This is a genomic window from Aquirufa aurantiipilula (assembly GCF_019923745.1).
Classification (GTDB): Bacteria; Bacteroidota; Bacteroidia; order Cytophagales; family Spirosomataceae; genus Aquirufa; species Aquirufa aurantiipilula.
Genome location: NZ_JAANOG010000004.1, coordinates 143,857 through 158,211 on the forward strand (window position 1 = coordinate 143,857; position 14,355 = coordinate 158,211).

The 14,355-nt window shown below is 36.8% G+C and carries 7 protein-coding genes; 1 reads left to right on the forward strand and 6 read right to left on the reverse strand.

Annotated features, from left to right (window positions below; genetic code table 11):
• Positions 1–44: 44 nt before the first annotated feature.
• The 3 genes from G9H60_RS05910 to G9H60_RS05920 all read right to left on the reverse strand — a co-directional run bounded on the left by G9H60_RS05910 (position 45) and on the right by G9H60_RS05920 (position 4,886).
• Entirely contained in the window at positions 45–1,142 is a 1,098-nt protein-coding gene (locus tag G9H60_RS05910) for a Wzz/FepE/Etk N-terminal domain-containing protein (protein WP_223143161.1), read from the reverse strand.
• A 9-nt stretch (positions 1,143–1,151) separates the two neighbouring features.
• Positions 1,152–3,710 (reverse strand): SLBB domain-containing protein, encoded by a 2,559-nt coding sequence (locus tag G9H60_RS05915; RefSeq protein ID WP_223143162.1) that lies wholly within the window; start codon positions 3,708–3,710, stop codon positions 1,152–1,154.
• Between the two features lie 96 nt (positions 3,711–3,806).
• The gene (locus G9H60_RS05920) at positions 3,807–4,886 is read right to left on the reverse strand and encodes a PorP/SprF family type IX secretion system membrane protein (RefSeq protein ID WP_223143163.1); all 1,080 of its coding nucleotides are present in this window, start codon (positions 4,884–4,886) and stop codon (positions 3,807–3,809) included.
• A 217-nt stretch (positions 4,887–5,103) separates the two neighbouring features.
• Here G9H60_RS05920 and G9H60_RS05925 point away from each other — a divergent pair, with 217 nt between their 5' ends.
• The gene (locus G9H60_RS05925; RefSeq protein ID WP_223143164.1) at positions 5,104–7,800 is read left to right on the forward strand and encodes a T9SS type B sorting domain-containing protein; all 2,697 of its coding nucleotides are present in this window, start codon (positions 5,104–5,106) and stop codon (positions 7,798–7,800) included.
• Between the two features lie 133 nt (positions 7,801–7,933).
• Here the strand turns inward: G9H60_RS05925 and G9H60_RS05930 are convergent, their stop codons facing one another.
• The 3 genes from G9H60_RS05930 to uvrA all read right to left on the reverse strand — a co-directional run bounded on the left by G9H60_RS05930 (position 7,934) and on the right by uvrA (position 14,293).
• Positions 7,934–9,850 (reverse strand): amidophosphoribosyltransferase, encoded by a 1,917-nt coding sequence (locus G9H60_RS05930; protein WP_223143165.1) that lies wholly within the window; start codon positions 9,848–9,850, stop codon positions 7,934–7,936.
• 96 nt (positions 9,851–9,946) lie between these two features.
• Positions 9,947–11,359, reverse strand: a complete 1,413-nt coding sequence (locus G9H60_RS05935; protein WP_223143166.1) for an NADH-quinone oxidoreductase subunit N — start codon at positions 11,357–11,359, stop codon at positions 9,947–9,949.
• Positions 11,360–11,437: 78 nt separating this feature from the next.
• Positions 11,438–14,293 (reverse strand): excinuclease ABC subunit UvrA, encoded by a 2,856-nt coding sequence (gene uvrA / locus G9H60_RS05940; protein WP_223143167.1) that lies wholly within the window; start codon positions 14,291–14,293, stop codon positions 11,438–11,440.
• Between the last annotated feature and the right edge of the window lie 62 nt (positions 14,294–14,355).

The following is a 14,355-nucleotide window of genomic DNA, read 5'->3' on the forward strand; positions in this document are numbered from 1 at the left end:
AGAATCGGCCTTTTGTTTTAAAAACTTGCTGTGCTGTAAGAATCTTATGATAATATTTGTTTGATATTAGCTGTCTTAAGGAACACAATTACCAACGAAATAAATAGTCCAAAAAATAAGAATCCAAAAGTAATTAAACTTCTTTTTGGTTCAGATTTTTCAAGGGCAATCTGAGCTGGCTCCAACACTTTAAAAACAGGTGTTTCTCTTTGTATTTTAACGGCTGCATCAGCCATTTGAGTACTAATGCTTGAATAGATGTTAAAAGCTAAATCAACTTCATATTGTAATTTTTTTTCTTGGTCTTTAGCTACCTGTAAAAAAGTATTCCTATGCTGGTCTTTGTATGTTGATAATCTACTCAAAGCATTGTCATATGTTTTTCGAGATTCTTCATGACGAGCTTGCAGAAATTTTAGTTCTTTTCTTGCTTTTTCAGTTCGGTAATTGGTAACGTATCTAGTTAAATAAGTTTGAGTAAAACTAGTTAAAGTGGCAGCAGCTACAGGGTCTGTTAATTTAACAGTTATAGTTACCATTCCATTCTTTTTGTCTGTCTCAGCTGAAATTCTATTTTTCAAATTAAGTATTCCAGCTAATTCTTTTTTATTTAATTTGATTAATTCGGACGATAAACCTTCTTTTGGGAGAGCAGTGCCCATTTCATCTACATTATTTTCTTCAGATTTAGAAGCAAATAATTGAATAGGAGGTAATTCAGGAGAAGTAATTAAATAGTCATATACGCTTAACCATTTCTTCCGTTTTTGAACATAAATATTACTTTTTAGAGCTTCTTGAAGAAAAGGAGTACTCTGTAGTACACTAGGATAAATTTCTGGTCTAATGACATCTACTCCTGATCCGCTGCCTAAATCAACTCCTGCTAAACCAGCCAAGGATTTAAGCCCACCAAGATTGCCCCCTCCTGACTTTGAATCTATTTCGGGTAATAGTTTTACAGTGGAGACATATTCGTTAGGTTGAGTTAATGAGTATACTGCTCCAAGGGAGGTAAATATTACAGTAGTAATAATAATTAAAATATAATTTGATTTTAATGCTTTTATGATTTCTCCTATATTAATGGAGATTTCGTCCTGACTATCCATTAAATTATTTGTATCGTTTCCTTCTCTCATTAATTAGGCCTATTTAGATAATTGATTAACCAATGTAATGATGGTAAAAGTGAATGAAGCTAAACTAGAAGTTAAACCGATTACTTCAGCTGTTGTTAATCCCTTTTTTGCCCCTGGAGGTATACCTTCTACAATTATTTCTGAACCTGGAAGTACTTTTGGATATATTTTAAAGAATAAGAATTTCTTAGTTTTACTTGAAATTCCATTGGGATTTTTAACGTAAACAAGTTTTTTTATGGCATTTGAAGCAAACCCCCCTGCTTCAGATATGTAATCGTCTAAAATATATTTTTCTTTATAAGTTACTGAAATGGGATTTTGTACTGCTCCAGAAAGCTTAACAGTTTGATTTATTCTCGGAATGAATAGAGAATCCATTGCCATTAAATACATGTTATTCTTGGAATTAGGATTTTGCATAATTTCCTTTAAATCAATACCAACTACTTCTGAATTTCGGTAAAATTGTGCACCTTCTAAAAATGCACCATCTTTAAGTCCTCCAGCTAAATCAGCAAAATCAGAAATTCTTTTATTATTATTTTTCAATGCATAAACCCCTGGATAATTGACCATTCCTTGAATGGAGATATATCGCTGGTCTTCATAGTCGGGAGATCTACGAATAGACAAGATATCAAATGGAGTTAGGGTAAACTGATTTCCTTCATCGGAAAGTTGAAGATTTCCGTCGATATTAAAAGTTTTAATATCAATTTTCTCATCGGAAATATTTCCAACACCATGAGTTACAACCCTTCGAGCTAATTCTAATTTTGAATAACTGGCTCCATCTTTGAATCCTTTTGCCAATAAAATTAAATCACCCACTTTCATTCCCTCCTTAAATTCGAACTCACCTTCTTGATTCACCTCACCAAAAACACTGACAGTTCTTTTTTCTTTTAAACTTGAAACGGTAAATACTTTGATAATATCTTCTCGCTGAAGTGGTACATCGGCCATTTCACCACGTAAAATTCTTCCTAAATCAATGGAAATAATTTGAGGTTCAAAATTTTCTTGTCGGCGGGTAATCGTAGCTCTATTTAAAAAAGCATCTTCTCTTGTTCCTTCAGCTCTTTTGATTAATTCTTTTACGGTATTAACTCCAGATTCCAAGGCATACATTCCGGGTCTGAATACAGCTCCTTCAATTTCTACTCTATTTTCAAATCTTTCTATAATAGCACCAATAACGTATTTATCGCCATTTTGAGGTAAAAAACTTGAAACTTCATCTTGAGTAATATTCAATAGTTTTAACTCTCTAGATGTGTTACGGGTGACAGGAATCGAATAAGTATATGCCTTGTTGGTAAATCCACCAGCAAAGCGTAATACATCCTTCAATGTTTCTCCCTTGATTGTTTCGAATATCATAGGTCGCTTTACTTCACCAATGAGTTCCACTCGGGTTTCATAATCCGAAATACGGATAATATCTTGATCTTGTAAATGGATGTTATCCTTTTGGTCAGCCTTGAGCAAAAAGTCATATAAGTCTAAAGTTCGAATGACTTTATTAGCCCGGATAATTCGAATATTTCTATAAGAACCATTGGTACTGGGCCCGCCAGCTAAATATAATGCATTAAAAACAGTGGCAAGAGAAGATACCGTATAACTTCCAGGAAACTTTACTTCACCAGTTAAAGTAACTTTGATACTTCTTACGTTTCCTAAAGTAACTTGTGCAGATGATCCGCTTCCTGGTTTATTTAATCCTTGGTATAATTGACGAAGCCTTCCAATGATTCTATTGGATGCAGCCTCTATACTTAAGCCATTGACATAAATTGGGCTTAAATTTAAGATTTTTACTGTTCCTTCTGTACTAACTTTAACTTTGAAATTATCTAACACATCCCCAAAAATATCAATATTTAGCTCGTCTTCAGGACCCAATAAGTAATTGCTTGGAGTGGCTATTTTAAGATCAGGTTCGAAGTTTAATGATTCAACATCAAATAAATCAGACCCAAAAATCTCTTTTTCTAAAGCTAATGACCTTTTTAATTGTAACTCTTTATACAACTTAACTAAACTATCATTATATACATTTAAGGGTTGAGCAAGAAAAATTCTTTCTTCCGTTGTGAAAATTTGCTCCTCGATCGATTTTTTACCATTAGAATTTTTATTAACGTTGAGATCGTCTTTGTTCGAAGTATTTTCTTTCGAATCAATACCGTTTTTATTTTCCTCTTTTTTCGATTTACTCAATTTCCCATTGGTTACTCTTTTTCCTGGGTTTTCCTGTGCTTCAAGTTTATTTCCTGTTTTTGAATTCGAGCTATTGGTAAGATTATTTATCTTTTCTCTCATTTTTGCAATGTCGGAAGCTGTATATCCTTGAGCTATTGCTGCTTTTTCAATTTGTGCTTCAGACATTCCACTTGCTTGAGCCTTTTGATAAAAAGCTGCAATTTGATCCTCTGTTAAATCTTCTACATTCTTTTTGCCTTGTGTTGTTGTTTGGGCAAATGCTGCATGATTAACAAAGCAAAATAAAAGCAATATGACGAATAGGAATTTTTGTCGTGTTTTTTCTAATAATTTCATAGAGGGATGAAAATGAACTTCTATATTTTACAAATTTAAGTCTTTTTTTATTAGAGAAGGCCCATTTAAATTAGTATTTACTTAAAGGTTTTTTGTTTAAAATTTCGGACAAGCCAAAGTTCTTTTAATTTTTAGATAAGGTTTTTTCAGGGATATATCCCAATCAAATAAGTAGGCTACCGAAATCTCATGGGCTCCTCCTGAAGGTAAGCCCAGTTTTGAAATGGTTAAATCATAAGAATATCCTACCGAGAAATTATCTTGTCGGTAACCAACCAAAGCCACTATGGATTCCCGACTATTCATGATTCCATCACTACTTTTTTTAATAGGTACTCCTCGGTACCAAGCTCCCAATACAATAGGTGAGAGGGTTAGGTAAGCTCCTACATCCAACTGATCAAAAGTACCTTGATGCTTGTAATTCAATACAGGACTGATGCTTTTTTCTGTATTTCTAGCTCGATATGAATTTTGCTCAAAATAACTATCCTCCAACTTTATTTTCGTTCCAACCTGAATACTGAATTTCATAGCTACAGGTGAGTTGATGGTAGAAGTTCTACTAGAAAGTGATTGATTAGGAGTATTTAAATGATGTACCGATAAGCCCACCCAAGAGTTTCTTAGATTTAACATGGTGCCAGTTGAAAAGTCCAAGTAATTGGTAGAAGCCCCATTTTTTTCCCAATTTTTTAAAATAGGGTCATCGCTATTTTGGCTTATACTCCCATTGACAAACTGATCTCCAAAAATTAAATTGGAATAATCTAATCCTCGATTGACATAGGAGCTTTGAATACCGACCGATATGGAACTTTCTTCTGCCAAATTAATGTGATAGGCATACTGTAAACCAATCGAAGTCGTTTGAAGATTTGAAAATTGCTTATCGGTGGTCATAACCAAGCCTACGCCACTATTGATGCTAGAAAAGTTGATATCAGCTGTTAAAGAGGAAAATTGGTAACTTGAACTAAGATTAGGCCATTGGTTACGGTGATTGAAATTAACCTTTGACGTATTATTAATACCTGCAAATGCTGGTGAAATTAATAGCGGTGCAGAGTAAAATTGAGAAAGCTGTGGATCTTGTGCAAGCATTTTCACAAGGCCCATGAAAAATGCGCCTAATAGGTATAATAAATTACGGTATGATCCGAGTTTACGTCGCATAGCCTAGCAATTTAGTACTTAGCTTTTCAAAAACCAATATTTTACGTTATTTTGTGCTTAATACACATACTTGCCTACCTCTTAAATGATTAAAAAGTATCTGTTCCTTTTTCTGGTTTGGCTAGTTTCTTTCCGTGCTTTTTCGGATCCAAAAATTGTTTTTCGCAATAATTGCCTTACTCAATGTGCTAGTTGTGAAAAAGGGTCAAATCCAGATATGGCGACAGTCTTCGAATTGACGGAGCATTTTCCCACTGGTACCACTTTTACATGGGATTTTGGAGAACCTTCTGCGCCTGGGGATAAGAAAAGTTCGGCTACCGGAGTGCACCAATATTGTTCTCCAGGAACATATACTGTCAAAGTAACTATTCAAAGCCCCCTTCCGAATACCCCTCCTTTGATTTTAACTGAAAGGGTTATTATTGGACAATTACCCAACATCTATTTAGGGAAGGATACTTCGGAAGTAAAAAAAACGATTTGTTTAGGTCAAGAACTCGTTTTGAATGCATTTCAAAAAGTAGGTAGACCTTCCTATCCCATTGAAGTTTTGTGGTATCCCAAAGGGCAAACTACGGACACCATCAAAGTTAGAGAATCAGGTTGCTATTCCGTGAAGATTACCGAACCTCAATCTGGATGTTCTGCCGAAGCGAAAATGCAAGTGGAAATTTGTGGCGAAACTGATCCCAATCAAGTTTTATTAAAAGCTCCACCAGCTTGGTATTTTGGAAGTAGTGCAGGGGTAAAATTTGAAAATCCGGATAATCCAACGCCCACAACCGGCCGTATCAATGTACCAAACGGTGTGGCTGTCATGACAGATCCTACCAACAGCATCATTTACTATACGGACGGACAAAAGGTTTTTGATCGAGATAATAATCCAATAACTTATACCAAAGATCCTTCGGTATTAATCAATGGGGATATTACGAATTCTCAAGGAGTGACTACCATGCCCAAAACGTCCTGTAAGGGATGTCAATCTGAGTATTATATCTTCACATTGAAGAAAAATGCAGCCAATGAAAATCAGATTTATTACAGTATTGTGGATATGAAGCTAAATAAAGGTAAGGGAGGGCTTTCTGTAATCAATCAATTGTTGAGTCCAGTTCCCAGTACCGAACGTTTAGTTGCCTCCCAAGGTGGATCAGGTTTTTATTGGTTGATTTCTCAAGATGCCAATAGCAATACCATCCGCACTTTCAAGGTTTCAGATGCAGGAATTTCTGCTCCAACCATTACGAGCCCATCGGGATCAACCAGCCTGACTAGTTCCGCGGGGTATACCAAAATCTCTACAGATTGGAGTAAAATGGCGGTTGTTGTACCGGGTCCGCCAACCAACAAATTGGATTTGTTTGATTATGATGCTTCAGGAGATGGAAAACCTACCTATCTGACCACACTTAACTTAGGGGCTTCACCACCTACTATTTATGGTGTGGAATATTCCCAAGATAAAAAAGTGCTGTATGTATCTATGCAAGGAGATGGTCGTGCAATTCATTCTCAAATTTTGCAATTTAATATTTCCACCAACAATGCCGATACCATTTTGGCATCCAAGAAAGTACTTTTAGATACGGTAGCTAAAATAGGAGCTTTGCAAATTGATCCTGTATATAATACCATCATTTTCGTTGCTATCGAAGGGAGCTCTACATTAGGTAAAATCACACAAACCAATGGATTGTTGTCAAGTACAGACACGTTAAAAAGAGCCAAATATGAACCTAATGCGGTTACTTTTCCTACCAACGTAACTAGTCAATTAGGCCTTCCTCCTTCCATTCCTTCACCACCAAATCCGAGTAGTCCGCCGAGCATTAAGCAATCCTGTGATGGAACGACTTTTAGTTACAAGGTTGATAAAAAACTTTGTGATCCGATGAACAATGACAAAATTGTTTGGAAAATTTATAAAACAACTTTAGATCCTTTTCCCACAAGCACGGGCTTAACGGTGCCTTTGAACCCTGCTGGGACACTTTATTATTCGTATGAAGGGGATGTCATGAAGCATAAATTCAAAGATGCTGGTAAATATGTGATAACTGCGTCTATTTCTAATGTTTGTGTGAAGGATTTTCTATTGGATGCGCAGGAATTTGATATACAAATCATGGAGCCTCTGAGCTTAAAAGAAGAGTATAATAGTATTTGCAAAGACAATGCAAAAGTCAAATTAGATAAGCTTCCACCCCAAAAAACCTTGACTTTCGAATGGAGTTCAAAAGACAAGACTCCAGAAATAGTAGTTCCTAAACCTGGAGGTTCTTATGAAGTAGTAGTAACAGACACGGCTACTGGTTGTTCGGTTACGAAGAAAACGCAAGTCAATTTCTTAAGCAATGAGTATTTCTTTCCTAAAAAGGATTATTTCATTTGTATGGATGAAGTGAATCCTCAAACCATCTTACAAATAGCTGGGAATAGCCGAGATTTTACTTTTGCCTGGACTCCTAATTCCGCCATTATTAGCCCCTTGAATTTAAATTATGCTAAGATCAATCGAAATGGTACCTATCAGGTCGAAATCAAAGATGCTGATGGTTGTTTAACATCCAGTACCTACGCGGTACCCGATAAATGCGAACCATTGATATTTGCCCCATCTATTTTTACGCCCAATGGTGATGGAAAAAATGATACCTTCAATCCAATTCCTAAAAATCCAGCAAGAACCCAGATTGTGAATGTTCAAATATTTAACCGCTGGGGAGAAATGCTTTTTTCAAAGCAAAGTTCTAATTCAGCAGAATTATCGTGGGATGGAAAATTCAATGGACAATTAGTTCCTCCCGATACTTATGCCTGGGTAATTCAATACCAATCTACTCCCGAAAATTTCCCAGAAAAAGGAATTATGACCATGCGAGGAGCCGTGGTAGTGGCGTATTAAATCAGTTAATTGATAAAGATTTTTAGGGGACAATATGGAAGGAATCTCATTCGTTCTTTTTCAAAATGTCTGAAAAAAAACAACGCTGTCAAGGTTCCAAACCTTGACAGCGTTAAGCATTTTAAACAAAATTTTAATAAGCTCTCACTTCAATTCCTTTCATGAAATTGACGAATGCTTTATTTACAACTTGATTTCCTCCAGGGGTAGGGAAATTACCCGTAAAATACCAATCACCTAAATGATTTGGACAAGCAACATTTAAGTTGTCCACTGTTTGGTAGATCACTGAAACTTCTGCTTTGATATTTTTAGGACGAACAATGTCTGCGATTTTATTGGAGATTTCTTGGTCCGTAAATGGAGCATAAATGGCCTTTACAAAGTTTTCTGTGTGGGCTGTGCCATTTTCTAAAGCAACCAAACACTTCAAGTTTACTTCATCTAGAATACTTTCCAATCCTCGCTCTTTTAAAAGTGCTAAAGCCGCTCTAAAAGCAACAAATTCTTTCATCTTCGACATGTCAATACCATAACAATCTGGATATCGAATCTGTGGAGCAGAAGAAACAATCACTATTTTCTTAGGAGATAATTTATCCAATAAACTCAAAATGCTTTTTTCCAAAGTCGTACCTCTTACTATGGAATCATCAATCAAGACCACGGAATCAACCCCTTTATTAATCACCTCATAGGTCGTATCATACACATGAGAAACCATGTCGTCTCTTTGTTCATCACTGGTAATAAACGTACGTACCTTGACATCTTTTGAAATCAATTTCTCAACTCTTGGGCGGAAAGTTAACATCTCTTCCAATTCCTTTTCAAATAGGATACCACCCATAATGGCCTGCTTTCTCTCTTTCGCTAAATGGTCTTCTAAGCCATCAATCATCCCTAAAAATGCAGTTTCAGCCGTGTTAGGGATGTAGGAGAATACAGTATTTTTCAGGTCATTGTTTACCTCTTCTAAAATTTGAGGAATCAATAATCGACCTAATTTTTTACGCTCTGAATAAATATCTGGATCTGAACCTCGGGAGAAATAAATGCGCTCAAAGGAACATGATTTTTGTTCTAAACGATCAATGAAAGGGGCTTCTTTTACTGAACCATCCATGTCAATAACCAAGGCTGAACCAGGAGTTATTTCTTGAATCTGGTCATACGCACAATTGAAGCTGGTTTTAATGGCCTGCTTTTCAGATGCCACTACTACCACTTCTTCATCCATGTAATAATATGCTGGACGAATTCCTGCTGGATCACGAGCTACAAAGGATGCTCCATAGCCAGTTAAACCCACCATGGCATAGCCACCATCAAAATCTTTGCAAGAACGTTCTAAGACCCGCACTAAATCAATTTGCTCAGCAAGAATATCCGATAATTCGGGATTTTCATATTGGTCGCGGTATTTCAAAAATTGTCTTTGGTTTTCTTCATCCAAAAAGTGACCAATCTTCTCCATCACCGTCACTGTATCTACTTTCTCCTTTGGGTGCTGCCCTAAAGAAACTAATTTGTCAAATAAATCATCTACGTTGGTCATGTTGAAATTACCCGCCATCACCAAATTGCGACTTCTCCAATTACTTTGACGTAACATCGGATGACAGTTTTCTATTTCATTTTGTCCATGTGTACCATAGCGTAAATGGCCTAATAATACTTCTCCAGTAAAAGCCACATTTTCTTGCCACCAAGCTGCATCATGACTCGGGTCAATGCCCGTTTCACGTTTCACATCTTTGGCTAATTTTTGTGCTTTCCTGAATTTCTTGTTGATTTTTCCGAAGATATCGGCTACTGCTTGTGGCTCTACTGAGCGGTACCGACTGATGTATCGGTTTCCTGGGTTAACATTGATTTTGATATTGGCGACTCCTGCTCCGTCTTGACCTCGATTGACTTGTTTTTCCATCATCAAGTACAATTTGCTTAGGCCATAGGTCGGCGTTTTGTACTTGTCCAGATAATACTGAAAAGGCTTGCGCAATCGAATAAGGGCAATTCCACATTCGTGCTTTATTGAATCAGACATTTGGTATGCGTTTCAGAAGAGGTTTTTACTCAAAATCGAATACAAAACTAAGTAATAAAAATGATGGCTCAACGGAAATGTACATTATTTATTTCCTTATTTCAAGAAATTCCAAATAGCCGTAGGGGCCAAGAAACTACTTAATATAAATACCACCAATACCGCGTAAACCCACATATTTCCTTTTTCGTTCCAAATAATCACTTGATCATCTTGCGTATTTTTCTTGAAATAGAGTTGGTAAGGAATCTTTAAATAATAGAAAATTCCCAAAGCTGTGGTAAAAATAGCCGTTACCAATAAAACCAAGGTTAAAATTTGAGAGCTATTTTGATATTTTTCCCATAAAAATGAAAAATAAGTAACCTTCGCAATGAAGCTTCCAGCAGGAGGTAAGCCAGCTAAAGCCACCATTCCAATCAATAAAAATAAAGATGCTAAGGGTCTACTTTTAGCCAAGCCACTCCATTTTTGTAAGTCACTGGATTGATAAGGGCTAGAAGGAGCTTCATCAATTAAATAAAATACTAAAAGGGTACTCAGTCCATATATCAAAGAATAGAATAATAGAACTTCGGTGGCTTGCTGAATAGGAAATAACCAAGCCATGGCCATAAAACCTCCATGAGCAATACCTGAATAGGCAAGTAATCGCTTTGAATTTCTTTGTCCCAATGCACCTAAATTTCCTACCAATAAAGTTAAAATAGCTAAAAAAGCTATGGGTACTTCCAATGATAGAGGTATAAAATGCAACAACCGAATCCCCAAAAATGTAACTGCAATTTTAGGGGCCGTTGATATCCAAGTCATCCAAGAGGCTGGTAAACTCTCAATCACATCAGGGCTCCAAGGGTGAAATGGTACCCAAGCTAATTTGAATAGGAGGGAGCTAGCCACCAAGGTGAGTGCTAATCCTACTATATATGGATCTGAAGTAGATAATCCTCGACTAAATTCAGGACTGTTGATGTGCATCGTTCCCGTGATGCCATATACGAAGGAAATTCCATACAATAAAAGGGCTGTACTTGCCAAACCAAATAAGACATAGGGTAATATAGCTATGGAACCTTCAGCATCTTTTCGTATACCTACTAGCAAATAGGTCCCTAAGGAAATCCATTCAATACTCAAGAATATACTGAGCCAGTGACTACTAATGGAAACCAACAATGCACCAGCTAAAACGGATAAAAAACCCATTTTTTCTTCAAACTGGAAGCTTTTTTGTTGGGCTTGATTAACTAAAATTAAAATGATAGCCAAAAATAGAAGCAAAGCATTGATGGAATTACTTCCGGCATTAATCCAAAATAAAGAAAAAGAGGCATATCCTGACATGCCCGTGTACATGCGTTGAATGGCCAGGACAAAGGCTAGTAACAAACCAATTTGGGTAATGAAATACCGCCAAGAAGTTGAAAATTTAGTTGTTTTTCCGTGAAGAAATAACTCAGCAAAAATCCCAACTAAAATCCAAACACAAAGAAGCAACTCAGGTATCATCAGGTAAAGTCCTTGGCTGATACCTTCAAGTTTTTGTGGTAGGGATTGCAGTATTTCAGGGGAAAACATAGCGTAAACTTACGGCTTTTTGCCTATTATTTTTTGACTTAAATAATACGCTGTGGGATTATTTTCCAATTTGACCATTTCTTCAGGACTTCCTTCAAAACAAATTTGACCACCTGCTTCACCTCCATCAGGTCCTAGATCAATGATATGGTCAGCGCATTTAATCACTTCCATATTATGTTCAATAATAATAACACTATCTCCTTGCTCCACCAAATCATTCAGGGCTTTCAACAATTTCTTGATATCATGAAAGTGTAATCCCGTAGTAGGTTCATCAAAAATGAACAAGGTTTTTCCTTTGTTTGGATTTCCTTTTCCTAAAAAACTAGCCAATTTCACACGTTGGGCTTCACCTCCAGATAAGGAATTCGACGACTGGCCTAATTTGATATAGCCGAGTCCAACTTGAAACAATGGATCAATTTTTTCCGCGATTTTAGGTGTTTTGCTTTTGAAAAACTCTACACCTTCCTCCACTGTCATGTCCAGAATTTCGGCAATATGCTTGTCCTGGAATTTTACATCCAATATTTCTTGTTTAAACCTGCTGCCCTGACATGATTCACAGACCAATTTAATGTCGGCCATGAATTGCATTTCAATGGTAATTTCACCTTCACCTTGGCAAGTTTCACAACGGCCCCCTTCCACATTGAAAGAGAAATGAGAAGGTTTATATCCCCTTGTTTTGGCTAAAGGTAATTCAGCATACAGAGCACGTATGGCGTCATAGGCTTTGATGTAGGTGACTGGATTAGAACGTGAAGATTTACCAATGGGCTGTTGGTCTACCATTTCCACACCTGCAATCTGCGAAACACTCCCTTTTAATTCTTTGAATTTACCTGTTTCTTCAGTACCCAATTGCAATTGGCGCAATAGGGCAGGATATAAAATCTTACGAATCAATGTCGATTTACCTGATCCGCTGACTCCAGTAACCACTGTCAAAATCCCCAATGGAATCTTGACAGATACATTTCTTAAATTATTTTCACTGGCTCCTATGATTTCAATATGGGCCAGGCTCTTTCTTCGGAAACTAGGAATTTCGATGCGATCTTTTCCTTGCAAGAATTGCATGGTATGACTGCTGAGGTCATGTCTTGTCAAGGCTTCTTCTAAATTTCCTTGGAACATCAGCTCTCCACCATGTCGACCAGCTTCTGGACCAATATCAATGATTTGATCTGCCGCCCTCATGATATCTTCTTCGTGCTCTACAACAATAACTGTATTGCCCATTTGTTTGAGCATCAGTAAAACCGAAATTAGTCTTTCCGTATCTCTTGGGTGCAAACCAATACTTGGTTCATCTAAAATGTACATGGAACCAACCAAGGCACTTCCTAATGAGGTGGCCAATTTAATGCGTTGAAATTCACCACCAGACAAGGTAGAGCTCAGTCGGTTTAGTGTTAGATACCCTAAACCTACCCGATTCATGTAGTCCAATCGATTTTTAATTTCAATTAATATACGGCGGGCGACTTGTTGGTCTGCTTCACTGAATTGTACTTCATCAAAAAAGCTTTTGACCTTAGATATGGGCCAAAGTACCATATCAATGATGGAATGGCCATGAATTTTAACATAGGCCGCATCTTTTCGTAACCTTGATCCTAAACATTCAGGGCAGTTTGTCTTGCCTCGGTAACGTGAAAGCAAAACACGGTATTGGATTTTATAGGTTTCTTTTTCTAAATGGTCAAAGAATTGAGTTAATCCGGCAAAGTATTTATTTCCTGTCCAAAGTAACTGTTTTTCTTTGTCCGTCAGGTCTTTATAAGGACGATGAATTGGGAAATCAAAGCTCACTCCATTGCGAATCAATGGGTAAAGCCATTCACTCATACGTTCACTTCTCCAAGGCGCTATGGCCCCTTCATAGATAGAAAGTTCTGAATCAGGAAAAACTAAATCAGGGTCTAAGCCTAATACTTTTCCATAACCCTCGCAGTTTTTACATGCGCCGTAGGGATTATTAAAAGAGAATAGATTGAGACTTGGTTCTTCAAAAGCGATGCCATCCAATTCAAATTTGTCGGAGAAAACTTTTCTATTTTGACCTTCTAATTCAACCCAACAAATCCCTTCTCCTTCAAAATAAGCCGTTTGAACTGAATCGCCTAAGCGAAATTGAGTTTCTTCATCATCGGCCTTACTAATTAGGCGATCTACCAATATGGCCAAATCGGACGAATTTTTATCTATTTTTTTCAATAAAACATCGTCTTCCACCAAGTCTTCCAAATTCAAAATATCATCGCCTAATTTTAAACGCGTATATCCTTTTTGAATTAAAAGCTGACATTCATTCTTCAAACCACGTCCTTCATGACGCAGCAGGGGAGCCAGGATAATGACTTTCTTTTGAGGGAATTGCATAATCCAATCCACAATGACCGAAACAGAATCTTTTTTAACTTCTAATCCAGAAATAGGAGAATAGGTCTTCCCGATTCTGGCAAAAAGTAATTTGAGGTAATCGTAAATTTCGGTGGTTGTACCAACAGTGGATCTTGGGTTTTTGGTATTGACTTTTTGTTCAATGGCAATGGCTGGTGAAACACCGCGAATATAATCTACGGCAGGTTTTTCCATACGGCCTAAAAACTGACGGGCATAGCTATTGAGACTTTCCACGTACATACGTTGGCCTTCTGCAAAAAGCGTATCAAAAGCCAAAGAAGATTTTCCTGAGCCAGATAATCCTGTAATAACCACTAATTGATTACGAGGAATGGCGACATCCAAATTTTTTAAATTATGGACACGGGCACCTTTGATGATGATGTGTGTTCTAGGGTCTAAATTTTCTATTCCCTGCTTAGCTACCAAACTCGAATTCGGATGATTCATATAACAAAATTATCCTTTAATTTTGTTAATCGTATTTTCAACATCATAATCCACGGATTTTT

Excerpts from the sequence above, each read along its gene's own strand:
- G9H60_RS05910 (WP_223143161.1), bottom strand. The coding sequence starts at position 1,142 with ATGAGAGAAGGAAACGATACAAATAATTTAATGGATAGTCAGGACGAA.
- G9H60_RS05915 (WP_223143162.1), bottom strand. The coding sequence starts at position 3,710 with ATGAAATTATTAGAAAAAACACGACAAAAATTCCTATTCGTCATATTG.
- G9H60_RS05920 (WP_223143163.1), bottom strand. The coding sequence starts at position 4,886 with ATGCGACGTAAACTCGGATCATACCGTAATTTATTATACCTATTAGGC.
- G9H60_RS05925 (WP_223143164.1), top strand. The coding sequence starts at position 5,104 with ATGGCGACAGTCTTCGAATTGACGGAGCATTTTCCCACTGGTACCACT.
- G9H60_RS05930 (WP_223143165.1), bottom strand. The coding sequence starts at position 9,850 with ATGTCTGATTCAATAAAGCACGAATGTGGAATTGCCCTTATTCGATTG.
- G9H60_RS05935 (WP_223143166.1), bottom strand. The coding sequence starts at position 11,359 with ATGATACCTGAGTTGCTTCTTTGTGTTTGGATTTTAGTTGGGATTTTT.
- uvrA (WP_223143167.1), bottom strand. The coding sequence starts at position 14,293 with ATGAATCATCCGAATTCGAGTTTGGTAGCTAAGCAGGGAATAGAAAAT.